Here is a 25,266-nt window from a genome sequence, read left to right as displayed (position 1 = left end):
TCAATGGTGCTTTTTGGGCAATTTGCGGGGGTGCCCGGAGGTTGGCCTGCTTATTTGCGGTTTGCGGGTGGCCAAGAACGGTAGAATGGCCCAATTTGCCAGCAATCGCGCACAACAACCTGACATGCCGCAAAAGAAAACGCCGTACTTCGAGTTACGTAGTGGTGCCGTAGACACCCTGCATTTCGTAGTCAAGACGCCTCAACTGGACACGTTGCGCACCGAACTGGCGCAACGTTTCGACGCGACCCCGGAGTTTTTTGCTGGCGACACCGTCGCCATCGACGTACGGCGTCTGGCGGGAGACGAACGCGTCGCCGTGCCTGCGTTGGCCGAAATGCTGGCGGAATTCCGCATGAAGCCGATCGGCGTCGTCGCCAACACCGAACAAGCGGGTTGGGCGGTGGCCGACGGTCTGCCGCTTCTGGACAGTCATGAGCGCCACGAGCGCCGTGCGCCGCGCGCGGCACGCGAGGCCAACGATGCCGAGGCAGTGCCTCAGGCAAGCGCCGAGGCGTCCGTGGTGCCGGCACAGGCGGTTCCTGAGGCCTCTTCCATCCCTTCGACCATCATCGACAAGCCATTGCGTTCGGGCCAGCAGGTCTATGCGAAGGGCGACCTGATCATCCTCGATCTGGTCAGTTATGGGGCCGAGGTGATCGCGGAAGGTAATATTCACATTTACGCGCCGCTACGGGGGCGGGCACTGGCAGGGGTGAAGGGCAAGCTCGACGCGCGCATCTTCTGTACCTGTCTGGAGCCCGAGCTGATTTCCATCGCCGGTATTTACCGGACGGGCGAATATGCGCTGCCGCCCGATGTTCAGGGGCGTTCGGTGCAGGTGCGGCTGGTAGACGACAAACTGATTTTCGAGCCCCTCGGGCTCAAGTAATTCGTAGCTAATTTCATCCTCAAGTTTGGGAAGGCATCGACAGATGGCAAAAGTGATTGTGGTGACCTCTGGCAAGGGTGGTGTCGGCAAGACGACAACCAGCGCCAGCTTTTCCGCCGGCCTCGCCTTGCAGGGGCACAAGACGGCAGTCATCGATTTCGACGTCGGCCTGCGCAACCTCGACCTCATCATGGGTGTCGAGCGCCGCGTGGTGTACGACCTGATTAACGTGATTCAGGGCGAGGCGAACCTCAATCAGGCACTCATCAAGGACAAGTCCTGCGAGAACCTGTTCATCCTGCCCGCCTCGCAAACGCGCGACAAAGACGCACTTACGCAGGCAGGCGTCGAGAAGGTCATCCAGGACCTGGCCGACATGGGCTTTGAATACATCGTGTGCGATTCGCCGGCCGGTATCGAATCGGGCGCATTGCTCGCGATGCACTTCGCCGACGAAGCGCTCGTGGTGACGAACCCGGAAGTGTCGTCGGTCCGTGACTCGGATCGCATTCTTGGCATTCTGTCGTCGAAGACGAAGCGCGCCATCGAAGGCAGCGAGCCGATCAAGGAGCATCTGCTCATCACCCGCTACAACCCGAAACGTGTCAATGACGGCCAGATGCTGTCGCTGGAAGACATTCAGGAAATTCTGCGAATCAAGCTCATCGGCGTGATTCCGGAGTCGGAGTCGGTGCTCCATGCCTCGAACCAGGGTACGCCCGCCATCCATCTGGATGGCACGGACGTAGCCGATGCCTATCGCGACGTGGTGAGCCGATTCAAGGGCGAAGAGAAGCCCATGCGCTTTACCGACTATCAAAAGCCGGGCCTGTTGCAGCGCATTTTCGGCTCGAAGTAAGGAGCGCCCATGTCCTTCCTGTCTTTCCTCCTGGGGGAGAAGAAAAAGACCGCCGCCGTTGCCAAAGAGCGCCTGCAAATCATTCTGGCGCACGAACGCGCGGGCTCGTCGCCGCCGGCCGATTATCTGCCGGCCCTGCAACGCGAGCTGGTCGCCGTCATCTCCAAGTACGTGAAAATCGCGCAAGACGACATCAAGGTCAGCGTCGAGCATCAGGACAACCTGGAAGTGCTCGAAGTCAAGATCGAACTGCCGCAGACCTGATCGGTCGAGGTGGTCCGGCGGTTGCTATGCGAGCCGCCGGAGCGTGACGTGCGAATAAGCGGAAAGCCCGCCACCCTCGATGCAGGGTGGCGGGCTTTTGTCGTGCTCGCGGCGCGCATTGACGGCGGTTGCGTCAGAACTTGTAGTCGGGGTTCTTCGGGTCGAACGTGGCGTCCGTCCACTGTTCCTTGCGCACCTTGTCGAAGCGCATTTCCTCGACCTTCTGTCCGGCGGCGTCCCACGCTTCGATACCTCGCGGTCTGCCCGTCTTCAGATCGAGCAACACGCGCGACTTGTTGGCGTAGTGTTGTGGCGGGCCGGACGGGGCCTCCCATTCGAGTGCCAGCACGCGAACGCCATTCGATTCGGATACCGAGATTCTTGCGGGTTTCTCGGAGAGTCCGGCGGCGCGAAAGCTCTTGCCGTCGCGCGCAATCTGATCGGCGATGAAGGCGAAACCGAGGTCGCGCACTGTGTGGTTCGACTGCGAACGGGCGAGCGAGCCGTCGATGCTGCTCCAGATCGACGTGAAGCCGAGGATGCCGCCGAGGTGTCCGTACATCTCCTTGGGGCGTTTCGTCTCGTCATAAGTGATTTCCTGTCCGGCATGCGCGCCGTCGGGCAGCCACTTCGCGTAGATCTGCAACGGGTTCTCGCGAATCTTCACGAGCATGCGGTCGGGCGTGGTCTGCCACTGATTGTTGATACGTTCGTGACGCGTCAGCTCGTACTGATACTCCGGCAACGCCGACGCCTCGGCTTTCAGAAAACGTACGAGCGCTTCCGGCTGGATGACCTGCATGCTGGCGACGATCTGCTCGTCTGGCATCTTCGCCAGTTCGCCGCGCTTGATCGTACGCGCGAGCCATTGCGTTTGTGCCGCGACGGGCAGAGCGGCGAGCTTTGCAGTGTCTGCATCCGGTGCGGTGCTCGTTGTGGCGGTGGATGCCGCGGTTGCGCTCGCCTGCGCGAGCGCGCCCGAAGGGGCCAGCACGCCCGCGAGCGCGCCAAAAGTCAGTGCGGCGGGCAGCACGGCCAGCGTCAATGTGATTCTCATATTGTTATCTCCCTTTATCTCCAAGTGGTGCTGTGAGTCTCTCGTTACCTCCCTCAGACCGGTTCACGCAGCTCGCGCCGCAGGATCTTGCCGACCGTCGACTTGGGCAGTTCGCCCTGACGGAATTCGATGATGCGCGGCACCTTGTACGCGGTCAGATGCTTGCGGCAGTGCGCCGCCATGGCGTCGACGGTGAGCGTCGGGTCCTTGGCGATGACTACGAGCTTCACGCGCTCGCCAGCCACCGGATCGGGCACGCCGACCACCGCCGCTTCGCGCACGCCGGGGTGGAGCATCACCACGTCCTCCACCTCGTTCGGATAGACGTTGAAGCCGGACACGAGAATCATGTCCTTCTTGCGGTCGATGAGCCTCACGTAGCCGCGTTCGTCCATGACGCCGATATCGCCGGTCATCAGCCAGCCGTCGGCGTCGAACGTTTTAGCCGTCTCTTCGGGACGATTCCAGTAGCCGCGCATGACCTGCGGGCCGCGCACGCACAGCTCGCCCGGCTCGCCGATGGGGGCCCACGTGCCGTCGTCTCGCTTGAAGCGCACGTCGGTCGACGGCGCAGGCAGACCGATGGAACCGGAGAAATCGACCGCGTCCATGTGGGCGATGTCCACGGGGTTCATCGTGACGATGGGGGAGCACTCGGTGAGACCGTAGCCTTCGATGATCGGTTTGCCTGTGACCTCCTTCCATCGCTGCGCAACCGCGCGTTGCGTTGCCATACCGCCAGCGAGCGACAGTTTCAGTTTTGAGAAGTCGCGCGCGCGGAAGTCGGCGTTCTCGAGCAGACCGTTGAACAGCGTGTTGACGCCGGTCACCCCTGTGAACGTTTCGTTGCGTATGATGTAGACGACCTTTTTCACATCGCGCGGATTCGCAATCAGAATGTTGCGTCCGCCCAGGCTCATGAACACGAGACAGTTCAACGTCAGCGAGAGGATGTGATACATCGGCAGCAACGACAGATTGACTTCGATGTCGCCGTCGAGCTGATTGGCCGCCCACGCCTCCGTTTGCAGGAGATTGGCCAGCACGTTGCCGTGCGAGAGCATGGCGCCCTTGGCGACGCCGGTTGTCCCGCCGGTGTACTGGAGAAAGGCGAGGTCTTCGCGCGCGAGCGGCACCGGCGTGGCCGTTAGCCTTGCGCCGCTCGCGAGCGCCTGACGAAGCGCAACCGCCTGCGGCAAGCGATACGGCGGCACTTGTTTGGCGATGTGCCGCATCAGGAAGTTGACGGCATGTCCCTTGATGTTCGCCCCCGGCTGGAGCAGATCGCCGATCTGCGTCACCAGCACGTTGCGCACCTCGGTGCCGGGGAGTGCTTCCTCCAGCGTTTTGGCGAAGTTCTCGAAGACGACGATGGTCTGTGCGCCGCTGTCCTGCAACTGATGCTTCAGTTCGCGTGCGGTGTACAGCGGGTTGACGTTGACGACCACAGCACCGGCGATGAGGGTGCCGAACAGGCAGATCGGGTACTGGAAGCAGTTGGGCATCATGAGCGCGACGCGCTCGCCTTTCTTCACACCTTGCGCTTGCAGCCACGCGGCGAAGGCATGGGCCTGACGGGACACCTCGGCATACGTGATCTCACTGCCCAGACTCACGAAAGCGATGCGCTCGCGGTACTTCTCGATCCACTCGTCGAACGCCTGCACGAGCGATGCATAGCGATTGACGTCGATGTCGGCGGGTACCCCGGGCGGGTAGGCACCGAGCCACACACGTTCCTGCTGAACGGCTTGATCCATCGTTGTCTCCGTTGAAGTTCTCTGCATTTTTATGCGCTGCCATGATGCGATGCGGCCAATCTGTCGTTGGCTCGCTGTCGTTCGCCTGGCGGCGTTTGCCACTTCCCCCGCGAGGCTTTGCTCGTTGTTTTTTCGGTGTTGTGTTTATCGTTCCAGCATCGCGACGACACCCTGACCGCCGGCCGCGCAGATCGAGATGAGGCCGCGGCCGCCGCCGCGCTGGGACACCAGCTTGGCGAGGGTGGCGAGAATGCGCCCGCCGGTGGCGGCGAATGGGTGGCCGCACGCGAGCGAACTGCCGTTCACGTTGAGGCGCTGACGGTCGATGCTGCCCAGCGGCGCGGCCAGTCCCAGCTTCTCGCGGCAATACACGGGGTCTTCCCACGCCTTCAACGTGCACAGCACCTGCGCGGCGAAAGCCTCGTGAATTTCGTAGAAATCGAAGTCCTGCAACGTGAGTCCCGCCTGCGCGAGCATGCGCGGCACGGCATAGGCCGGGGCCATCAGCAAGCCCTCACGCTGCGATTCGTCGGGATTGAAGAAATCGACGGCCGCCGTTTGCGAGTACGTCAGATAGGCGAGCACCGGATGGTTGTGCGCCCTGGCCCAGTCTTCGCTCGCGAGCAGCACGCACGAAGCGCCATCGGTCAACGGTGTGGAGTTGCCTGCGGTGAGCGTGCCGGTGGCGCTACGGTCGAACACCGGCTTGAGACTGGAGAGTTTCTCCAGCGTGAGGTCGGGGCGCAGGTTGTTATCGCGTTGCAAGCCGCGAAACGGTGTCATCAGATCGAGGAAGAAACCGCGCTCGTACGCTTGCGCCAGATGCTCGTGACTGGCGAGCGTAAGCGTGTCCTGCGCGGCTCGCTCGATTTCCCAGCGCTTTGCCATCAACTCGCAATGCTCGCCCATCGAGAGGCCCGTGCGCGGCTCGCCGTTACGGGGCAGCGCCGGGTTGAACAACATGCCGGGCCGCACCTTCGCCAGCGCGCCAAGCTTGCCGCCGGTGCTGCGCTGACGGTTCGCTTCGAGAAGGATCTTGCGCAGCTTCTCGTTGACGCCGATGGGCGCGTCCGATGCCGTGTCGACGCCACCTGCAATCGCCACGTCGATCTGACCGAGTGCGATCTTGTTGCCGGTGAGGATCGCCGTCTCAAGACCCGTGCCGCACGCCTGCTGGACGTCGTAGGCGGGGGTTTGCGCAGCGAGCGTGGTCGACAGCACCGACTCGCGCGTCAAGTTGAAGTCGCGAGCGTGCTTGAGCACGGCGCCCGCCGCAACTTCGCCGAGCGTCTGGCCGTGCAGGTCGAAGCGGTCGATGAGGCCCTGGAACGCGGCCGTGAGCATGTCCTGATTCGACGCCGTGGCGTAAGCCGTGTTCGAGCGCGCGAAGGGAATGCGATTGCCGCCGAGGATCGCGACGCGGCGCAAGGCGGGGGCGGGCGCAGTGGGTTTGAGGGCGCTCATGGCTGGTCCGGGAGAGGGGGATGAGGGGAAGGTGAAGACGAAGCGGGCTGCGCCGAAGACGCGGCGTCAATGGCCTGCCAGCGCCCGCGCAGATGCGGGACGGTGCCTGCGGCGTCGCGCAGTTCGAAATGCTGAGGGTGCGGTGGTGCGTATGGCGCACGCCATAAGGTGACGTCGCCCGGCAGCAGCACCGGCGTCTTGAATTCCACCCGCAGATCGACCGGGCCGTAGGCGCTCGCGTCGTCTGGCAACACCGCCGCGAGCGTTCGCGCGAAGCTCCACATCCCATGAATGATCGGACGCGCAAAACCGAACAGCTTCGCCGTGAGCGGCCACAGATGGATCGGGTTGTAGTCGCCCGAGATGCGCGCGTATTGACGTCCAAGGTCGGCCGGGACCGCCCAGGTCGCCGCTTTCGTCAGCGACGGATCGGCGCTCAACTGTGCCTGATAGGGTGCGCCGAGTGCGTCGCGCACACCGGTGCGCAGGTACAGACTCTCGCCGATCCACACGACGATATCGTCGCGACGCGCCGTCGTGACCACCGTGAACACCTGCCCCTTGTCATGAGCGGACAGCGGGCCGCATCGCACATCCAGCGTCAGCCGTTCGCCCACGTTCAGCGCCGCGAACTGCCGGATCCTGTTCGCCAGATGCACCATGCCGAGCATGGCGAACGGGAAGGCGCGGTCGGTCATCAGCAGCATGTGGAGCGGGAAGGCGAGCAGGTGCGGCCATGTGGGCGGCACGCCCGTCGGCTGCGCGAAACCGCACAGCCGTGCGTAACGGGCGATGTCCTCACGGTCCAGTGGCACGTTACGCCGTTCGAAGGCCAGCGGCGGCATCGGCTGCGCGCGGGCCGGTTTGCGCGAGGTCATCAGTGCGCGCAAATACAGATGCAGTGGCGACGGCAGATACGGGACTTGCTTCAGTTGCGTGGCCACGGCGATGTTCGGGCTGTCGGATGGATCGCGCGGTCGGTCGTTCGGCATCGTCATGCTCCCAGCAGGCTCTGGCCGCATACCCGTACGACCTGTCCTGTCAGCGCGCCCGAGGCGGGATGTGCGAGCCACGCGATGGCTTCGGCCACGTCCACCGGTTGACCGCCCTGTCCGAGGGAGTTCATGCGGCGTCCGGCTTCGCGAATGGCGAACGGGACCGCGGCGGTCATCTGCGTCTCGATGAAGCCGGGGGCGACGGCATTGATGCTGATATGACGCTCCGCAAGCAATGGCGACCACGCCTGCACCATCCCGATGACGGCTGCCTTCGATGCGGCGTAATTGGTCTGCCCGCGATTGCCTGCGATGCCACTGATGGAGGCGACGCCGACGATCCGGCTATTCGCGCGCAGCACACCGGCGTCGAGCAACGCGGCATTGAGGCGCTGCGGTGCGCCGACGTTGATGTCGAGCACGCTTTGCCACTGCGCGTCGCTCATGCGAACAATCGTCTTGTCGCGCGTGATGCCAGCGTTGTGCACGAGGATGTCCAGACCGTTCGGTGCGTGCGTCGCGAGATGCGCCATCAGCGTGGCGGCGGCCTCCGGCGACGCGATATCGCACGTGAGGGCGCTGCCGTCGAGGCGCGTGGCGACGGTGGTCAGCGCGTCTTGCGAGGAAGGGATGTCGATGCACACGACATGCGCACCGGCGCGCGCCAGAACGGTCGCGATGGACTCGCCGATGCCGCGTGCAGCACCTGTCACCACGGCGACCTGTCCGGCGAGCGGCCGGGTGTCGCGCATGGGCGGTGTTTCGAAGACCGGCGCTTGAAGCGTGATCGCCTGACCGCTCACATACGCGGCGCGAGGTGAGAGGAAGAACCGTAACGTGGAATGCAGCGACTCGCGGGCCTCGGGCGCGACATAGAGCAGTTGCGCCGTTGCGCCGCGCTTGAGCTCCTTGGCCAGCGAGCGCACGAAGCCTTCCAGCGCGCGTTGCGCGATGCTCGCCTGCGGCGTGGCGGCCATCGTCGGCGGCAGGCCCAGCACCAGCACGCGAGCGCATCGGTCGAGCGTTGCCAGCGTGTCGTGGAAGAACGCGTAAAGCGATTCGAGTCCCGAGGTGTCGGCAATACCGCTTGCGTCGAACAGCAACGCCTTGGGACGCACGCCTTCGTTCGCGTTGAACCGTCCGCACATCGTGCCTGCCTTGTTGGCGTAGGAGATCCAGTCAAGCCGTTGCGCATGAGCGAGACTCGGGATGCTGAGCCAATGCAGTTCGCGGGCGAGACCGGGCAGCAGTGGCGCGTCGCCCCCACCGCCGACGACAGCCAGCGGTGGCGCAACGAGACGCGCTTCGGCGCCATCGTCGCCATAGTCCGGCATGCGCTCCAGCGGCACCGGGCGTGGCAGGCCCAGCGCGTTGGCCAGGCGGCTGCCCACGGCAGAGTTGGCAAAGGCAAGATATCGGTCGGACGTCGTCACGGCGCGGAAATCCTCAGAGTGTGCTGGCGAGAAATGGGCAACGCGGTCGGCGGGGGGGGCGGACGGACTCACGACGTGAGTGCTTCGTCCGCCGGCATCTGCTGTCGGGCCTGCTGTATGTCGCTGGCGCGCCCGAAGTCGGCCGGAAAGTCGTCGACCGCGACGGCCTTGGCCGCGTAGTCGGCGTACTGCGCCAGCAGGCGGCGCTCGTCGTCGCTCACCAGTTGCAGCGTCGCCGCGTGGTCCACCCAGGCGGTGAACTCGGGCAGGCTCTGCGGCATGGCTGCCAGACGCCCCTCCTTGATCGCGGTGCGCAGACGTTGTTCGATCACGGTCACTTGCGGCGTCATCTGGAACACGATTTCGCCGTAAGCCAGATCGTCGACGTCAGGGCTCGGCGAGTAGCTACCTGCGATGAGGCGCTCGCGGGCGTCGCCCGGCGTCTGCATCACCTCGGCCACGCGCGCGGCCAGCGCATCCGACGGCTTGGCGTACGGCAGGCCGAGCGGCGTCAGCTTCCAGCGCATCCACCATGCGACACCCCGCGACGGATAGTTCGCCAGCACGCCCTCGAAGGCTTCGCGCGCCTGCCAGAGGGCATCCTGCGCAGCCCAATGCACCAGCGGCAGGTCGGCAACGGGGCGGCCTTCGTCTTCGAAGCGCTTGAGCGTGGCGGTCAAAAGGAAGAGTTGGGAGAGGATGTCGCCGAGGCGTCCCGTGATGCTCTCGCGACGCTTGAGCGAGCCGCCGAGCACCGCCATCGAAATGTCGGCCGCGATGGCGAGCAGCGTCGACATGCGGTTCGCGGCGCGGTAGTAGACGTGCAGTTCTGGCGCGGCCTTCGACGGCACGGCGGAGAAGCGCGCGTGCGTGATGCCTTGCAGCGCACCGCGCACGATGTTGCTCGTGACGAACGTCAGGTGGCCGAAGAGGGCGTCGTCGAAGGCGTGCACGGCGGCGGTGTGATCGGCGGTCTGCGCGGCGGCGAGTTCCTTGAGCACGTACGGATGGCAGCGAATCGCGCCCTGACCGAAGATCATCAGGCAGCGCGTCATGATGTTCGCGCCTTCCACGGTGATCGACACGGGAACCTGCTGGTAGGCGCGGGCGAGGAAGTTGTTCGGGCCCATGCAGATGCCCTTGCCAGCAACGACGTCCATGCCGTCGTTCACCACCTTGCGGGCGCGCTCGGTCACGTGGTACTTCGCGATGGCCGAGATGACCGAGGGCTTTTCGCCGAGATCGACAGCCAACGCCGCCATGCGCCGCGCAGCATCCATCGCATAGAGGTTGCCCGCCATGCGCGCGAGCGCTTCCTGCACCCCTTCGAATTTGCCGATCGGCGTGCGGAACTGACGACGCACGGCCGCATAGGCGCCGGTCGCGCGAACGGCGATCTTCGAGTAGCCGACGTTCGACGACGGCAACGAAATCGCGCGGCCTGCGGCCAGACATTCCATCAGCATCCGCCAGCCCTTGCCGACTTGTGCCTGTCCGCCGATCACCCAGTCGAGCGGGATGAAGACATCCTTGCCCGAGTTCGGACCGTTCTGGAAGACAGCGTTCAGCGGCCAGTGACGACGGCCGATCACCACGCCCGGATGCTTCGTCGGAATCAGCGCACAGGTGATGCCGGGTTCGGCGTTGTCACCCAGCAGATGGTCCGGGTCGAGCACGCGGAACGCGAGGCCGAGCACCGTGGCGATGGGGCCTAGCGTGATGTAGCGCTTGTTCCAGGTAACGCGAAAACCGAGGGTTTCGCGACCCTCGTGCATGCCACGGCAGACGATGCCGACGTCGGGAATGGCGGCGGCGTCAGAACCCGCGTAGGGGCTTGTCAGCGCAAAGCAGGGGATTTCTTCGCCCTTGGCGAGGCGAGGGAGGTAGTAGTTCTTCTGGTCCTCGGTGCCGTAGTGCAGCAGCAGTTCGGCCGGACCGAGCGAGTTCGGCACCATCACCGACACGGCCGCAGCGGAACAGCGGGACGCCAGCTTCATTACCACCTGCGAGTGTGCGTAGGCGGAGAATTCGAGACCGCCGTAACGCTTTGGAATGATCATGCCGAGAAAGCCAGCATCCTTTGCGTATTGCCAGGCCTTGGGCGGCAGATCCTGCCAGACCTGCGTGCTTTCCCAGTCGTTCGACAGATCGCAAAGATGCTCGACCTGATTGTCCATGAAGGCCTGCTCGTCGGCCGACAGGGCGGGCGCGGGCATGGCGCTGAATTTGTCCCAGTCGGGGCGGCCGGAAAACAGGTCGGCATCCCACCAGACGGTACCGGCTTCGATGGCGTCTTTTTCGGTGTCCGACATTTCCGGCATGATCGAACGGAACTTGGCGAGCATCGGTGCGGTGACCCATGCGCGGCGTAGCGGGCCGATGCTGAGAATCAACGCGGGGAGGATCAGCGCGACGGCGAGAATCGCGGTCGCGACCGTTCCCGTCAGTCCGAGTGAGATGCCTGCGCCCACCCACAGGATGGTGGCGATCAGCCATTGCCAGGCGTGCGCACGATAGAAAAGCAGGGCGGTGACGCCCACGACAAACGCGAGAATCCATAAGATCATCATTTTTCTCCTCCCTTCGGGTTCAGCGCCCGGGCCGGTGCCAGATGGTCCGCCTTCGCGCTGCGCGTGCGCCCCGAGGGGCGAACGCAGCGCCGGGACTGTCGTCCTCGTGCCGTCTGTCGATCTTCGCTGGCGTTGTGCGCAGTGGGATTCGGTGACGGCGTTGTTGTTGGATCGTTTGGCGGTGCAATGGTGCGCCGGGAATTCGAGTAAAGCGTCGAAACCTGAAACCATCACGCGATGGAAAGCCGAGGGCCGTCCAGCATGCGCTACGGGTTAGTCGATTCACACGGCAAGCGCGAGGTGCGATGGCCTGCGCGGACCTTTGTCGGGCCGCGCAGTTGCCGAATACGTTTGCGCGTCAGACGTTCGCGAGCGAACGGTCGCTGGCGCTCGATTCCGGGCCGTCCTCGGGTGGTGGAGATCCCGTGTGTCCGGGCGCCTGTCCGGCTTCGCGCGGTGGGGTGACGTCGGCGTCTTTCGCCAGCGCGAAAACGGCGGCGAAGCTCGCCAGTTGCTCGTCGCCCGGCATCGGGGCCTTGAGCGCGGCGACCATGAGTGCCGTCAGGCGTGCCACGACTTGAGGGTCGCCCATCGGCTGTCCCTGCGCGAACGTGTCGATCAGACGCGACGTGTCGCTGCTGGCAAGCACGCCCGAGAGCGCCTGCAACGCGAAATGCAGACGCCAGCCCAGTTCCTGACGCGGCAACTCCGGCAACGCGCGCGCGAAGGCTTCGAAGAAGCGCTCGAAGACCGGCGCGTAATGCTGTTGCAGGTAGTCGCGGATGAAGGGCGAGGGGTCGGCGTAGACGCGTCCGAGCAACCGCAGGAATGCGGGGCCCCCGATGTCGCGATGATGCGAAATGGCGAGGGCCGGTATGAACATGGCGCCCAGCACGTGTTCGCACGTCAGCTTCGGCGCCGGCCATGTGGCCTCGGCGCGCGTGAGCAAGGCGAGGCGTTCGTCGTTGAGCCGGTCCAGCCGGCGCGAAAGCATTGCCTGGAGCAAGGTTTCCTTGCTGCCGAAGTGATAGTTGACAGCTGCCAGATTGACCTCGGCACGCGAGGTGATCTGGCGCAGGGACATGGCTTCGTAGCCGAATTCGATGAACAGGTCTTCTGCCGCATCGAGAATGCGCAGTTTGGTGTCGCCGGCTTGGCGACCGGCCGAGATGCGAGGACTCACGAGGAACCTCCTGTGTTTTCCTGGGGCGGACAGCACAACGCCGCACCATCGTCAGGAACCGATGTTTCATTCAAACGTTCGATTGAATCCTAGGCGGTAAGCGGACGTCCCCCAAGCGCTTTTTGTGGGTGCCATCCTCTAATCCGCGTTTTGGGGCAGGGATTGCCGAGGGTGGCGCTTCGGGGCGGAGAACTTCGGGAAAGGTGGAAAGGTCTGATTTCGGTGCTTTCCAGCCGGAAAGTCTGGAGGCGGGACAATAGTTTGCTAAAATGTTCCGCTTTGTGTGCAAGACCGTTTTGGCGCTAACCCGATTTGTCGGGTGCGGAGGGAAGCCGGCGTCGCATCGTCGGTTCCGGCCCAAGGTTGATTAACTGACAGGGTCCGCTTGCGGCACTCCCTCGCCGCAACACAGAACGACCCTCTGGATGGACGAAATATCCTCATGACTATCGCTGTTGAAAACCTCGGCAAGCTCGAGCGTCGCTTTACCATCACCCTGCTCAAGCAGGACGTCGAAAAAGAAGTCGCGACGCGCATTCAGCGACTGTCGAAGACGGTTCGCATGCCGGGCTTCCGTCCGGGCAAGGTGCCCCTGAAGATGGTCACCCAGCAGTACGGTGGTCAGGTCGAAGCCGAAGTCGTCAGCGACAAGGTTGGCCAGCAATTCTTCGAAGTCAGCAAGGACCAGGACCTGCGTGTGGCCGGTCAGCCGCGTTTCGCGCCGAAGGCCGACGCCGCAGAAAGCGAATATGCTTTCGACGCCACGTTCGAAGTCTATCCGGAAGTGAAGATCGGCGATCTGGCCACGGCTGAAGTCAGCCGCACCACGACCGACGTCTCGGAAGCCGAGATCGATCGCACCATCGACATCCTGCGCAAGCAGCGCGTGCACTACCACGTGCGCGGCGAAGCCGGCGCCCACGGTGACGGCGGCTCGGTCGAAGCCAAGGACGGCGACCGCGTGACGGTCGACTTCGTCGGCAAGATCGACGGTGAAGTGTTCGCAGGCGGCAGCGCCGAAGATTTCGTGTTCGTGCTGGGCGAAGGCCGCATGCTCCCGGAATTCGAAAAGGCAACGCTGGGCCTGAAGGTCGGCGAAGCGAAGGAATTCGAACTCAAGTTCCCGGACGAGTACCACGGCAAGGAAGTGGCCGGTAAGACTGCCACGTTTACCGTCACGCTCAAGAAGGTCGAGTGGGCGCACCTGCCGGAAGTCGACGGCGAATTCGCCAAGTCGCTCGGCATCGCCGACGGCAGCATCGAAAAGATGCGCGCCGACATCAAGGAAAACCTGTCGCGCGAAGTGAAGCGTCGCACGCAGGCGCTCCTCAAGGATCAGGTCATGAACGCCCTGATCTCGGTGTCGGAACTCGACGTGCCGAACGCGCTGATCGAACAGGATCAGGAACGCCTCGTGGCGATGGCCCGTCAGGATCTCACGCAGCGCGGTGTGCCGAATGCCGGCAACGTGCCGATCCCGGCTGAAATGTTCAAGGAACAAGCCGAGCGTCGCGTGAAGCTGGGTCTGATCCTGGCCGAGCTGGTCAAGCAAAACGACCTGCAAGCCAAGCCGGACCAGATCAAGGCCGAAGTCGAAGAGTTCGCGAAGAGCTACGAAGACCCGCAAGAAGTCGTCCGCTGGTACTATGGCGATCAGCAGCGCATGGCGGAAATGGAAGGTTTCGTCGTCGAGAACAACGTGGTCGAGTTCGTCCTTGGCAAGGCCAAGGTGACCGACAAGCAAGTTAGCTTCGAAGAGCTGGCTGGCAACACGCAAGCCTAATCGGCGCGATACGACCGACTGAACCGCCGCGGCCGCAAGGCCGTGGCGGTTCTTTTCCAAATGGCCTTCGGGCTTCCTCCCTGCGGCGCGCAAAACCATCTCGATAGAAGGGTCGAACCGATATGATTACCCGTTCCGAATTGCTCGCCCAACTCGCCTCCCAGACGCACAACTCCGCTCTCGACACGCAAGGCCTTGGCCTCGTGCCGATGGTCGTCGAGCAAAGTGGTCGTGGTGAGCGCGCTTACGATATTTATTCGCGGCTCCTCAAAGAGCGCATCATTTTCATGGTTGGCGAGGTCAACGACCAGAGCGCCAACCTCGTCGTCGCCCAATTGCTGTTCCTCGAGAGCGAAAATCCGGACAAGGAAATCTCGATGTACATCAACTCGCCGGGCGGTTCCGTCTCGGCAGGTCTGGCGATTTACGACACGATGCAGTTCGTCAAACCGGCGGTCTCGACGCTGTGCCTCGGCATGGCTGCGAGCATGGGGGCTTTCCTGCTGGCCGCTGGTGAAAAGGGCAAGCGTTTTGCGCTGCCGAACGCACGCATCATGATTCACCAGCCGCTGGGCGGTGCACGTGGTCAGGCGTCGGACATCGAGATTCACGCCAAGGAGATCCTGCTGCTCAAGGACCGGTTGAATCGTCTGCTCGCAGAGAACACCGGGCAGTCGCTCGAAGTGATCGCACGCGACACCGACCGCGACAACTTCAAGTCTGCGGCTGACGCCGTCGAGTACGGTTTGATCGATCGCGTGCTCGAAAAGCGTCCCTGATTCGGACCCGAAGACGGGGCGCCTGACGGCACGATCGTTGGCGCGACACCAGGCATTTTCGATTCGGGAAGCTGGGTGATCGCGCCAAGTCTTTGTCGTTAAAGGGAATTTACCGCTGTCGCGAGTGGGCCACACGCTCGTTCAGCATGGCGTTACAATGGGATTCACGTATGCCGCGTTTGCCGCCCCCGGTGGGGGACGACCGGGGCGCAAATTGCTAGCAGGCTGACACAGATATGGTGGATAAAAAAAGCACTTCCAACGGCGAAAAGCTGCTCTACTGCTCCTTCTGCGGAAAGAGCCAGCACGAGGTCAAGAAGCTCATCGCAGGTCCGTCCGTGTTCATTTGCGACGAGTGCATTGATCTGTGCAACGAGATTATTCGCGACGAGGCCGCAGCGGCTGAGGACGAGACCGGCAGCGGCGCCAAGTCCGATCTGCCGTCCCCTCAGGAGATTCGCGAGAGTCTGGATCAATACGTGATCGGTCAGGACCGGGCCAAGAAGATTCTGGCCGTTGCGGTCTACAACCATTACAAGCGATTGAAGCACCTCGGCGACAAGCGCGACGAGGTCGAACTTTCCAAAAGCAACATCTTGCTGATCGGGCCGACCGGCTCGGGCAAGACGCTGCTTGCGCAGACGCTCGCGCGTCTGCTCAACGTGCCTTTCGTGATTGCCGACGCCACCACGCTGACCGAAGCCGGTTATGTGGGGGAAGACGTCGAAAACATCATCCAGAAGCTCTTGCAGAACTGCAATTACGAGATCGAGCAGGCGCAAAAGGGCATTGTCTACATCGACGAAATCGACAAGATCAGCCGTAAGTCGGACAATCCGTCAATTACGCGCGACGTGTCGGGCGAAGGCGTGCAGCAGGCGCTGCTCAAGCTGGTCGAAGGCACGATGGCCTCGGTGCCGCCGCAGGGCGGTCGCAAGCATCCGAACCAGGATTTCATCCAGGTCGACACGACGAACATCCTCTTCATTTGCGGCGGCGCGTTCGATGGTCTCGAAAAGATCATCATGAACCGTACCGAAAAGACGGGGATCGGCTTCGGCGCAACGGTCAAGACGGGCGAAGAACGGGACGCGGGGGAATTGCTGCGCGACGTCGAGCCCGAGGATCTGATCAAGTTCGGTCTCATTCCGGAGCTGATCGGTCGTCTGCCGGTGGTTGCCACGTTGGGTAAGCTTGACGAAGACGCGCTGGTCACGATCCTGATCGAACCGAAGAATGCGCTGGTCAAACAGTATCAACGCCTGTTCTTGATGGAAGGTGTCGAGCTGGAGATTCGCCCGGCCGCCATGCACGCCGTGGCGCGCAAGGCGATCAAGCGCAAGACGGGCGCGCGCGGCCTGCGTTCGATCATCGAACAAGCCTTGCTGGAAGTCATGTACGAGTTGCCGTCGCTTAAGGGCGTGACCAAGGTCATCCTTGATGAAAACGCGATCAGCGGCGACGGGAAACCGCTCTTGATCTATCAGGAGTCGCCCAAGGTTGCCGGCTCCAATTGAACGGTCAACTTAGCGCTACCCCAAGCCGTTCATGGAAACATGGACGGCTTTTTTTCCTTCATACTAGTGCCACGGGCAATGAAACCCCGAGTGGTGCAACTTGTTGGCGAAAGGGCTTTCCCAGCCTCTTGTAATTCTCGCCGGCGGCCTCAATTAGCTGGAACACAACGGTATCGTTAAATATGGGGAACGAGATGTCAGGCACCCAAATCCTCCCGCCCGAAGCGATTCAACTGCCCCTGTTGCCTCTGCGCGACGTGGTCGTGTTTCCGCACATGGTGATTCCCCTTTTCGTGGGGCGTCCGAAATCGATTAAAGCGCTTGAAACCGCGATGGAAGGCGGCAAGCACATCATGCTGGTCGCGCAAAAAGCCGCGGCGAAGGATGAGCCCACGTCCAAGGATCTCTACGAGATCGGCTGCGTGGCGAACATCCTGCAAATGCTCAAACTGCCCGATGGCACCGTCAAGGTGCTCGTCGAAGGGATTCAACGCGCCCGCACCCTGAGTGTGGACGAAGAAGAAACCCAGTTCACGTCGGAAGTCATGCCGCTTGAGCCGGACGACGGCAATTCGCCGGAATCCGAGGCCCTGCGTCGTGCGATCGTGGCGCAGTTCGACCAGTACGTGAAGCTCAACAAGAAGATCCCGCCGGAGATCCTGACGTCGCTGTCGGGGATCGACGAAGCAGGTCGTCTGGCAGATACCATCGCTGCACACCTGCCGCTCAAGCTGGAGCAGAAGCAGAAAATTCTGGAGATGTTCCCGGTCATCGAGCGCCTTGAGCATTTGCTCGCGCAGCTCGAGAGCGAGATCGACATTCTTCAGGTGGAAAAGCGCATCCGTGGCCGCGTAAAGCGCCAGATGGAAAAGAGCCAGCGCGAGTACTACCTGAACGAGCAGGTCAAGGCGATCCAGAAGGAACTGGGCGAAGGCGAAGAGGGTGCGGATCTCGAAGAACTCGAGAAGCGCATCAAGGCCGCGCACCTGCCCAAGGAAGCCAAGAAGAAGGCCGACGCCGAACTCAAGAAGCTCAAGCTGATGTCGCCGATGTCGGCAGAAGCCACGGTCGTGCGCAACTACATCGACACGCTGGTTGGTCTGCCGTGGCGCAAGAAGAGCAAGGTGAACAACGATCTGTCGAACGCCGAGAAGGTGCTCGACGAAGACCACTTCGGTCTCGAGAAGGTTAAGGAACGCATCCTCGAGTATCTTGCTGTGCAACAGCGCGTGGACAAGGTCAAGGCGCCGATCCTGTGCCTGGTAGGGCCCCCCGGTGTGGGCAAGACCTCGCTCGGTCAGTCGATCGCGCGTGCGACGAACCGCAAGTTCGTGCGTATGGCGTTGGGCGGCGTGCGTGACGAAGCCGAGATTCGCGGGCACCGTCGCACGTACATCGGTTCGATGCCCGGCAAGATTCTTCAGAGCCTGTCGAAGGTCGCCGTGCGCAACCCGCTGTTCCTGCTCGACGAAGTGGACAAGATGGGCATGGACTTCCGTGGCGACCCCAGCTCGGCGTTGCTCGAAGTGCTCGATCCGGAACAGAACCACACGTTCTCGGACCACTACGTCGAAGTCGACTTCGATTTGTCGGATGTGATGTTTGTGGCGACGTCGAACTCGCTGAACATTCCGGCACCGTTGCTCGACCGTATGGAAGTGATCCGTCTGTCGGGTTATACGGAAGACGAGAAGGTCAACATCGCCCAGCGTTATCTGCTGCCGAAGCAGAAGAAGAACAACGGGTTGAAGGAAGGTGAAATCGATCTGACGGAAGCCGCGATTCGCGACATCATTCGTTACTACACGCGTGAAGCGGGCGTGCGTTCGCTCGAGCGTGAAATCTCGAAGATCTGCCGCAAGGTCGTGAAGATGTTGCTGCTCAAGAAGGTCGATGGCTCGTCGATCAAGGTCGATGCGGGCAATCTCGACAACTTCCTCGGCGTGCGCAAGTTCGACTTCGGTCTGGCAATGAAGGAAAACCAGATCGGTCAGGTCACGGGTCTGGCGTGGACGGAAGTCGGTGGCGATCTGCTGACGATCGAAGCGGCGCTGATGCCGGGCAAGGGCAACATCATTCGCACGGGTTCGCTCGGCGACGTGATGAAAGAGTCGGTCGAAGCTGCGCGCTCGGTGGTGCGTTCGCGTGCACGTCGTCTCGGCGTGTCCGACGAGCAGTTCGAGAAGAAGGACATCCACATCCACGTGCCCGAAGGTGCGACGCCGAAGGACGGCCCGTCCGCCGGTATTGCGATGACGACGGCGCTCGTGTCGGTGCTCACCGGGATTCCGGTGCGTGCGGATGTGGCGATGACCGGTGAGATCACGCTGCGCGGTGAAGTGCTGCCGATCGGCGGGCTCAAGGAGAAGTTGCTTGCAGCGCATCGTGGTGGCATCAAGCTCGTGTTGATTCCGGAAGAGAACGTGAAGGTTCTCGCCGAGATTCCCGATACGGTCAAGAATGCGCTGGAGATCGTGCCGGTGCGCTGGATCGACAAGGTGCTTGAACTCGCACTGGAGCATGCGCCGACACCGCTGCCGGAAGAAGAAGCCAAGGCAGCGCCTGTGACGCCTAACGCAGACGCAAGCGGCAAGCAGGACGTCATCAAGCACTAAAGGCGGGTTTCGTTGGGCGACTGATCGCAGTGCGGTCGTCGCCCGATAGAAAAACGTTCAAAAAGCTCGGGGTTTTCCCCGGGCTTTTTTTATTCACGCAAAGTGCTCGAAAATAACGTCCGGCAAGCACTGATTCAGGAGTGCTTCCGATGCAGTCGGAACGCCGCAAAACGGCTTGACATCAGGGTTTGCGGCTTGTCTAATGGCAAAGCCAGCGGACCTCTCAGATCAATGTCAAGGCGCGCAAAGAGCGCCTCCGCGGCTCAATCGCCTACTATCCTTGCAAGGGGGTTACAGTGAATAAGACGGAACTGATCGAGCACATCTCTGAACAGGCAGATATTTCGAAAGCTGCCGCAGGCCGATCGCTTGACGCATTGGTGGGTGCAGTAAAGAAGGCGCTGAAGAAGGGTGACGATGTGACGCTGGTCGGCTTTGGCACGTTCCATCTCGCTAAGCGAGCAGCGCGTACGGGACGCAATCCGCGCACGGGAGAACCCATCAAGATCAAGGCGGCGAAGGTTCCGAAATTTCGCCCTGGCAAAGATCTCAAAGATGCAGTAAACTAACGAGCTTTCCTGCTTCGGCAGGAGGCAGTAAGAACAAGACTAAAATCGGGAACGGGTGCTTAGCTCAGTTGGTAGAGCGGCGCCCTTACAAGGCGTAGGTCGGGGGTTCGAGCCCCTCAGCACCCACCAGTTCCAGATCTTGGGGAGCGGTAGTTCAGTTGGTTAGAATACCGGCCTGTCACGCCGGGGGTCGCGGGTTCGAGCCCCGTCCGCTCCGCCAAATTGTGAAAAGGCGAACTTCGGTTCGCCTTTTTTGCCATATAGCGTCATAAAACGCATCCAGACGACTCTTCCGATTTCGTATGTTCGACTTCATTCGCCGTCACCAACGCTTGGTCCTCATCTTCCTGACGGTGCTGATCGTCCCGTCGTTCGTGGTGTTTGGCGTTCATGGCTGGCAGGAATACGCCTCGGATGCCGGTACGATCGCCAAGGTCGGCGATCAGACCGTGACGCGCCAGGAGTACGACAGCGTGCTGCGCGCGCAAACGGAGCGCATGCAGCAGATGTTCGGCGGTGCCGTCGACGCGAGCCAGATCAACACGCCGGAAATGCGCAGTGCTGTGCTGGATAATCTGATCCAGCAAAAACTGCTGCAACAGGAAACCCTCAAGAAGAATCTGTCGGTGCCCGACACGCAAGTGCGCGAGGCGCTGCTCGCCATTCCGGCGATTGCCCAACTGCGGCGTGCAGACGGTTCGATCGATCAGGCCGCTTACGAGCAACTGCTGTCCGCGCAGAACCTGACGCCGCAGCGTCTCGAAGCGCAGATTCGTTTCGAACTGGCGGCGAATCAGTTGCCGTCGAGCGTGCAGGCGAGCGCCATGCTGCCGAAAACGGTGCTCGAACGTTTCGCGCAATTGCGTTCGCAGCAGCGCGAAGTGTCGGCGCTGGACTTCCCGCTGACGGACTTCGCCGGCAAGATCGTGCCGACGCAGCAACAGATTCAGGCGTATTACGACGCGCACAAGGCTGCCTTCCAGACGCCGGAGTCGGCTGAGATCCAGTACGTGGTCCTCGATCCGAAGGCTATGCCGACGTCGGCGCAAACCGCGCCGAGCGACGATGTGCTGCGCAAGATGTACAACGACAATCTGAAGCAATACACCACGCAGGAAGAGCGCCGTGCGTCGCATATTCTGATTGCCTCACCGGCCGATGCGTCACCGGCCGATCACGCCAAGGCGAAGGCCAAGGCTGACGCCATCCTCGCGCAGATCAAGAAGAATCCGAACGACTTCGCCAAGCTGGCCAGCGAGAACTCGGAAGACCCGGGTTCGAAGGGCAACGGCGGCGACCTCGGCTTCTTCGCGCGCGACGCCATGGTCAAGCCGTTCGCCGATGCCGCATTCGCACTCAAGAGCGAAGGTGAAGTGAGCGATGTTGTGAAGAGCGATTTCGGTTATCACATCATCAAGCTCACGGGCATCAAGCCGGCGCAGACGAAGTCGTTCGACGAAGTGAAGTCGCAATTGGCCGATCAGTATCGTCAGCAGGAAGCTGCGAAGGGCTACGCCAAGCTCGCGGACCAGTTCACGAATGCTGTGTACGAGCAGCCCGACAGCTTGCAACCGGTGGCCGACAAGTTGAACCTGAAGGTCCAGGCCGCCAAGGTGACGCGTACGCCGGATGCTGCACTCGCCCAGAGCCCGCTTGGTAATGAGAAGCTGCTGAAGGCTGTGTTTGGCGACGAATCGCTCAAGAACAAGCGCAATACCGAGGCCGTGGATGTGGGGCAAGGGGTGCTGGTGTCGGCCCGCATCGTGACCTATCACCCGGCGGCCACACCGCCGCTCGATCAGATCGAAGCACAGGTGAAGCAGAAGGCGATTGCCGATCTGGCCGAACAGGAAGCCAAGAAGGCTGGCGAAGCGAAACTTGAAGCGCTCAAGAAGGGTGGCGATGCGGCGTTCGGTGCGGCGCAAACCGTCTCGCGCGACAACCCGGGCAAGCTGATGCCTACGGCACTGACCGCCATTTTCGGCGCGGACACGAGCAAGCTGCCCGCCTACGTGGGCGTGTCGCTGGGCGAAGGTCACGGCTACGCTGTGTACCGCATCAGCAAGGTATCGCAACCGGCAGCGCAAGATCCGCAGCGTCTGGCGGCCGAAGCGCAACAGCTCAACCAACTGGCCGCACAGGCTGAGTGGAATGCTTGGGTGGGCGACCTGCGGGCGCGCTCGAAGGTCAAGGTCGTGAACGACGTGACCAAGGCGGCGAACAACTGATCGCCTGAGGATCGTATCGCGTACGATGGGTACGATCCACCTGCCAAAAGAAAACGGCCAACTGAGTTGGCCGTTTTTTTATGCGCCGGATTTCGAAGCTCGTGAGTCTGCGGCTTTTGCCGGTGGTTTGGCGGGCGTTGCCGCTGCGGCGGGTTTGAGCAGCGGTTTCACCGTCGGCCAGACGTTTTGCAGAATCTGCGGATGCGCCTTGGCGAGCGGATGAATCTGGTCTTGCTGGAACCAGTCCTGATGTTCGATGACGCCCGCCAGCAGGAACGGCACGTAGCCGGTCTTTTCCTGCTTGGCGATGGTCGAGAACATGTTGAAGAACTGCTCGCTATAGTCGGGACCGTAGTTCGGCGGGATGCGCATGCCGACCACGATCACACGGCTGCCGACCTTGCGCGACGCGGCGATCATCTCGCGCAGATTGCTGCGGGTGAGATCGAGCGGAATGCCGCGCAGTGCGTCGTTGCCCCCGAGTTCGATGATGGTCACGGCGGGGTGATAGCGTTCGAGTAGCGGGGCGAGGCGAGAGCGCCCGCCACTCGTCGTGTCGCCACTGATACTGGCATTCACGACGTTATAATCGTAGCCACTCTGCGTGATCGTCTGCTGCATCAGATTGACCCACCCGGCACCGCGCGCGATGCCATATTCCGCCGAAAGGCTATCGCCCACGACGAGAATCGTCGGCGCGCCAGAACTTGCGGCGTTCGCTGCGGTCCCTGTCAGCATGCACCAGCCAACGGCGGCTGATGCGGCCAATTTCAAGAACTCTCTTCTTGCCATGTCGTTTTCCGAAAACGTTATTGAAGTGCGGGGCCTGGGCAAACGGTTGCGCGACGCCACCGGCGAGTTAGTCATTTTGCAGGATATCGACTTCTCCGTCGCGAAAGGCCAGAGCGTGGCGATCGTGGGAGCGTCGGGCTCCGGAAAGTCCACGCTGCTCGGTTTGATGGCCGGGCTCGACACCGCGACCGACGGCAGTATCACGCTGCTGGGCAAGTCGCTCGGTGAGCTCGACGAAGAGGGGCGCGCCGCGTTACGACGGGGGGCCGTCGGCTTCGTCTTCCAGTCCTTTCAACTGATGCCGCACCTGACAGCGCTCGAGAACGTCATGTTGCCGCTCGAGCTGCTGGGTGAGACAAGGGAGATTCGCAATCGTGCCGTCAAATTGCTGGAACAAGTGGGGCTGGGCTCGCGCCTGACGCACTATCCGAAGCAACTCTCGGGCGGTGAGCAGCAGCGTGTCGCGCTCGCACGCGCATTTGTGACGGAGCCTGCCGTGCTGTTCGCCGACGAGCCGACAGGCAGTCTCGACACGGCCACGGGCGAGCGGGTCATCGAACTGATGTTTTCGCTCAACGAAGCCAGTGGCGCGACACTGGTGCTGGTGACGCACGATCTGGCGATTGCGCAGCGTTGCGACGCGACGGTGCAGCTTGCGGGCGGGCGCGTCGTGAATGGTGCGGCGATCTGACGCGCGACGCAGACGCGGGATGCTAATGATTGCCCGCTTGCCCGGCATCGCCTGAAACGAAAAAGAGAAGCCGCAATGGCTTCTCTTTTCGTTGGCATCTGACCAATCCACAGGCGTTTGCCGGAAAGTCTCCAGCCCCTGTTACTCCTTCTTCTTCAGCGCGTTCCCCGCAATGCGGATCAGCGATGCCGTCGAGGCGTCGTGCGCGTCCGGCTTGAGCGAGTCCGGATCGAGCAGCTCCGGCTCGATCGCGCGGCACAGGGTCTTGCCCAGTTCCACACCCCACTGATCGAACGGATTGATATTCCAGATGGCAGCCTGCACGAACACCTTGTGTTCGTAGAGCGCGATCAATGCGCCAAGGCGTTCGGGCGTCAGCTTATCGATCACCAGTGTATTGTTCGGACGATTGCCCTCGAAGCAACGTTGCGCACCCAACGGGCCGCTGGCCTGTTCGGGCGTCGCCATCGAGCCGCCCTGAAGGAGTGCCTCGCTCTGCGCGAAGCAGTTTGCCAGCAGCTTGCGATGATGGTCGAGGTAGGCGGGCTGGTCGTATTGCGGTTCGAGCACGGCGATGAAATCGACCGGCACGAGCGTCGTGCCCTGATGCAACATCTGGAAGTAGGCATGCTGGCCGTTCGTGCCCGGCTCGCCCCAGATGATCGGTGCCGTCTGCCAGGCGACGGGCGAACCGTCGATCTGAACCGACTTGCCGTTGCTCTCCATGTCAAGCTGCTGGAGATACGGCGGCAGTTTTTGCAGCGCGTCGGTGTACGGTGCAATGGAGAGCGTCTGTGCGTCGAAGAAATTGCGATACCAGATGCCGAGCAGGCCGAGCAGCACCGGCATGTTGGCGTCGAGAGGCGCGTGACGGAAGTGTTCGTCCATCGCATGCGCACCGGCGAGGAGTGCTTCGAAATGCTGCGCGCCCAGATACAGCATGACGATCAGGCCGACGGACGACCAAAGCGAGTAACGTCCACCCACCCATTCGCCGAACTGGAACACGTTCTCGCGAAGAATCCCGAACGCCATCGCCTCGTCCACATTGGTCGAGACCGCGACGAAATGCTTGTCGAGATCGCCCTCGGGGATGCCGCTCTGAATGAGCCACGCGCGAATGGTGCGCGCGTTCGTCATGGTTTCGAGCGTCGTGAACGTCTTCGAGCAAACGACGACGAGCGTGGCTTCAGGGTCGAGCGCGGGTAATGTGCGCGCGAGCTCTGTCGGATCGATGTTGGCGATGAAGTTCGCGGACAGGTCTTCACGTCCGTAGACGGCGAGGGCATCGCACACCATGCGCGGGCCGAGGTCCGAGCCGCCGATGCCGACGTTGATCAGATGCTTGATGCGCTTGCCCGTCGCGCCGACCCAACGGCCGTCGCGAACGCGTTCGCTGAAGTCGCGCATGCGTGCGAGCGTCTCTGCGACGCCGCTGCTGACTTCGCCCGAGGTGTCGCGAAACGTGACGCCCTTCGGGGCACGCAGCGCGATATGCAGCGCGGCACGATTCTCCGTGACGTTGACGTGTTCGCCCGCCCACATGGCATCACGCTTGGCGGGCACGTGGCATTCGCGCGCAAGATGGGTAAGGAGGGTGCGCGTTTTGTCGGTAATGCGGTTCTTCGAGTAATCGAGATACAGTCCGGCCGCGTGCAGAGAAAAGTTGTCGACACGGGCGTTGGCACCTGCACCGGCGAACCAGTCGCGCATGTGTTGTGCAGCGATTTCGTCGCGGTGTTCGAGCAGAGCGCGCCAGGCGGGAAGTTGGTCCAGACGAACGGATGTCTTGTACGGCATGTGCGATATGGCCAT

General features: G+C 62.2%; 19 protein-coding genes and 2 tRNA genes. 12 read left to right on the top strand and 9 right to left on the bottom strand.

The window, feature by feature from the left end:
- Positions 1-124 precede the first annotated feature (124 nt).
- From minC to minE, 3 genes are read left to right on the top strand one after another with little or no spacing between them, the layout of a single operon-like run.
- Entirely contained in the window at positions 125-892 is a 768-nt protein-coding gene (gene minC, locus MB84_RS13875) for a septum site-determining protein MinC (protein WP_046292205.1), read from the top strand.
- A 43-nt stretch (positions 893-935) separates the two neighbouring features.
- Positions 936-1,751, top strand: a complete 816-nt coding sequence (minD, locus tag MB84_RS13870; RefSeq protein ID WP_046292204.1) for a septum site-determining protein MinD — start codon at positions 936-938, stop codon at positions 1,749-1,751.
- Positions 1,752-1,760: 9 nt separating this feature from the next.
- Complete coding sequence (gene minE / locus MB84_RS13865) at positions 1,761-2,015, top strand: cell division topological specificity factor MinE (RefSeq protein ID WP_010808102.1); 255 nt, start codon at positions 1,761-1,763, stop codon at positions 2,013-2,015.
- Positions 2,016-2,148: 133 nt separating this feature from the next.
- Here the strand turns inward: minE and MB84_RS13860 are convergent, their stop codons facing one another.
- From MB84_RS13860 to MB84_RS13830, 7 genes are all read right to left on the bottom strand, one after another.
- Complete coding sequence (locus MB84_RS13860) at positions 2,149-3,072, bottom strand: DUF1571 domain-containing protein (protein WP_046292203.1); 924 nt, start codon at positions 3,070-3,072, stop codon at positions 2,149-2,151.
- Between the two features lie 53 nt (positions 3,073-3,125).
- Positions 3,126-4,832: an AMP-binding protein gene (locus MB84_RS13855; protein WP_157122725.1), complete on the bottom strand. Its 1,707-nt coding sequence runs from the start codon at positions 4,830-4,832 to the stop codon at positions 3,126-3,128.
- A 144-nt stretch (positions 4,833-4,976) separates the two neighbouring features.
- Positions 4,977-6,296: an acetyl-CoA C-acetyltransferase gene (locus tag MB84_RS13850; protein WP_046292201.1), complete on the bottom strand. Its 1,320-nt coding sequence runs from the start codon at positions 6,294-6,296 to the stop codon at positions 4,977-4,979.
- Complete coding sequence (locus MB84_RS13845) at positions 6,293-7,288, bottom strand: MaoC family dehydratase (RefSeq protein ID WP_052653351.1); 996 nt, start codon at positions 7,286-7,288, stop codon at positions 6,293-6,295. The genes MB84_RS13850 and MB84_RS13845 overlap by 4 nt, the downstream gene beginning before the upstream one ends.
- Positions 7,289-7,290: 2 nt before the next feature.
- Positions 7,291-8,724 carry a 3-oxoacyl-ACP reductase gene (locus MB84_RS13840; protein WP_046292200.1) on the bottom strand — a complete coding sequence of 478 codons (1,434 nt, stop codon included), beginning with the start codon at positions 8,722-8,724 and terminating at the stop codon, positions 7,291-7,293.
- Positions 8,725-8,792: 68 nt separating this feature from the next.
- Positions 8,793-11,291: an acyl-CoA dehydrogenase gene (locus MB84_RS13835; RefSeq protein WP_046292199.1), complete on the bottom strand. Its 2,499-nt coding sequence runs from the start codon at positions 11,289-11,291 to the stop codon at positions 8,793-8,795.
- A 361-nt stretch (positions 11,292-11,652) separates the two neighbouring features.
- Positions 11,653-12,477, bottom strand: a complete 825-nt coding sequence (locus MB84_RS13830) for a TetR/AcrR family transcriptional regulator (RefSeq protein ID WP_046292198.1) — start codon at positions 12,475-12,477, stop codon at positions 11,653-11,655.
- Between the two features lie 442 nt (positions 12,478-12,919).
- Here MB84_RS13830 and tig point away from each other — a divergent pair, with 442 nt between their 5' ends.
- The 8 genes from tig (at position 12,920) to MB84_RS31470 (ending at position 21,968) form a co-directional block, all read left to right on the top strand.
- A complete protein-coding gene (gene tig / locus MB84_RS13825; RefSeq protein WP_046292197.1) occupies positions 12,920-14,260 on the top strand; it encodes a trigger factor in 1,341 nt (446 codons plus the stop codon).
- 125 nt (positions 14,261-14,385) lie between these two features.
- Entirely contained in the window at positions 14,386-15,039 is a 654-nt protein-coding gene (gene clpP / locus MB84_RS13820) for an ATP-dependent Clp endopeptidase proteolytic subunit ClpP (RefSeq protein ID WP_046293800.1), read from the top strand.
- A 236-nt stretch (positions 15,040-15,275) separates the two neighbouring features.
- Entirely contained in the window at positions 15,276-16,556 is a 1,281-nt protein-coding gene (clpX, locus tag MB84_RS13815; RefSeq protein ID WP_046292196.1) for an ATP-dependent Clp protease ATP-binding subunit ClpX, read from the top strand.
- Positions 16,557-16,750: 194 nt separating this feature from the next.
- The gene (gene lon, locus MB84_RS13810; protein ID WP_046293799.1) at positions 16,751-19,171 is read left to right on the top strand and encodes an endopeptidase La; all 2,421 of its coding nucleotides are present in this window, start codon (positions 16,751-16,753) and stop codon (positions 19,169-19,171) included.
- Positions 19,172-19,467: 296 nt separating this feature from the next.
- Positions 19,468-19,740: an HU family DNA-binding protein gene (locus tag MB84_RS13805; protein ID WP_039397973.1), complete on the top strand. Its 273-nt coding sequence runs from the start codon at positions 19,468-19,470 to the stop codon at positions 19,738-19,740.
- 53 nt (positions 19,741-19,793) lie between these two features.
- A tRNA-Val gene (locus MB84_RS13800) sits at positions 19,794-19,869 on the top strand.
- Between the two features lie 14 nt (positions 19,870-19,883).
- Positions 19,884-19,960 (top strand) — tRNA-Asp (locus MB84_RS13795).
- Positions 19,961-20,042: 82 nt separating this feature from the next.
- Complete coding sequence (locus tag MB84_RS31470) at positions 20,043-21,968, top strand: SurA N-terminal domain-containing protein (protein ID WP_046292195.1); 1,926 nt, start codon at positions 20,043-20,045, stop codon at positions 21,966-21,968.
- Between the two features lie 78 nt (positions 21,969-22,046).
- Here MB84_RS31470 and MB84_RS13785 read toward each other — a convergent pair whose 3' ends face one another.
- Positions 22,047-22,706, bottom strand: coding sequence for an arylesterase (locus MB84_RS13785; RefSeq protein ID WP_046292194.1), 660 nt, complete (start codon positions 22,704-22,706; stop codon positions 22,047-22,049).
- Between the two features lie 52 nt (positions 22,707-22,758).
- On the opposite strand from MB84_RS13785, the gene MB84_RS13780 reads away from it, so the two are divergent.
- Positions 22,759-23,451 (top strand): ABC transporter ATP-binding protein, encoded by a 693-nt coding sequence (locus MB84_RS13780; protein WP_039403011.1) that lies wholly within the window; start codon positions 22,759-22,761, stop codon positions 23,449-23,451.
- 141 nt (positions 23,452-23,592) lie between these two features.
- Here the strand turns inward: MB84_RS13780 and pgi are convergent, their stop codons facing one another.
- Positions 23,593-25,266, bottom strand: coding sequence for a glucose-6-phosphate isomerase (pgi, locus tag MB84_RS13775; RefSeq protein WP_245725365.1), 1,674 nt, complete (start codon positions 25,264-25,266; stop codon positions 23,593-23,595).

This window comes from Pandoraea oxalativorans, assembly GCF_000972785.3.
GTDB lineage: Bacteria > Pseudomonadota > Gammaproteobacteria > Burkholderiales > Burkholderiaceae > Pandoraea > Pandoraea oxalativorans.
The sequence above is the reverse complement of the archived record's forward strand: the minus strand, read 5'-3'. Positions and strand labels throughout refer to the sequence as shown.

Coding starts and splice junctions, on each gene's coding strand:
- tig (WP_046292197.1), top strand. CDS start 12,920: ATGACTATCGCTGTTGAAAACCTCGGCAAGCTCGAGCGTCGCTTTACC.
- pgi (WP_245725365.1), bottom strand. CDS start 25,266: ATGGCCATATCGCACATGCCGTACAAGACATCCGTTCGTCTGGACCAA.
- minC (WP_046292205.1), top strand. CDS start 125: ATGCCGCAAAAGAAAACGCCGTACTTCGAGTTACGTAGTGGTGCCGTA.
- MB84_RS13860 (WP_046292203.1), bottom strand. CDS start 3,072: ATGAGAATCACATTGACGCTGGCCGTGCTGCCCGCCGCACTGACTTTT.
- MB84_RS31470 (WP_046292195.1), top strand. CDS start 20,043: ATGTTCGACTTCATTCGCCGTCACCAACGCTTGGTCCTCATCTTCCTG.
- MB84_RS13780 (WP_039403011.1), top strand. CDS start 22,759: ATGTCGTTTTCCGAAAACGTTATTGAAGTGCGGGGCCTGGGCAAACGG.
- MB84_RS13835 (WP_046292199.1), bottom strand. CDS start 11,291: ATGATCTTATGGATTCTCGCGTTTGTCGTGGGCGTCACCGCCCTGCTT.
- minE (WP_010808102.1), top strand. CDS start 1,761: ATGTCCTTCCTGTCTTTCCTCCTGGGGGAGAAGAAAAAGACCGCCGCC.
- MB84_RS13785 (WP_046292194.1), bottom strand. CDS start 22,706: ATGCTGACAGGGACCGCAGCGAACGCCGCAAGTTCTGGCGCGCCGACG.
- MB84_RS13855 (WP_157122725.1), bottom strand. CDS start 4,832: ATGGATCAAGCCGTTCAGCAGGAACGTGTGTGGCTCGGTGCCTACCCG.
- MB84_RS13850 (WP_046292201.1), bottom strand. CDS start 6,296: ATGAGCGCCCTCAAACCCACTGCGCCCGCCCCCGCCTTGCGCCGCGTC.
- minD (WP_046292204.1), top strand. CDS start 936: ATGGCAAAAGTGATTGTGGTGACCTCTGGCAAGGGTGGTGTCGGCAAG.
- lon (WP_046293799.1), top strand. CDS start 16,751: ATGTCAGGCACCCAAATCCTCCCGCCCGAAGCGATTCAACTGCCCCTG.
- MB84_RS13845 (WP_052653351.1), bottom strand. CDS start 7,288: ATGCCGAACGACCGACCGCGCGATCCATCCGACAGCCCGAACATCGCC.
- clpX (WP_046292196.1), top strand. CDS start 15,276: ATGGTGGATAAAAAAAGCACTTCCAACGGCGAAAAGCTGCTCTACTGC.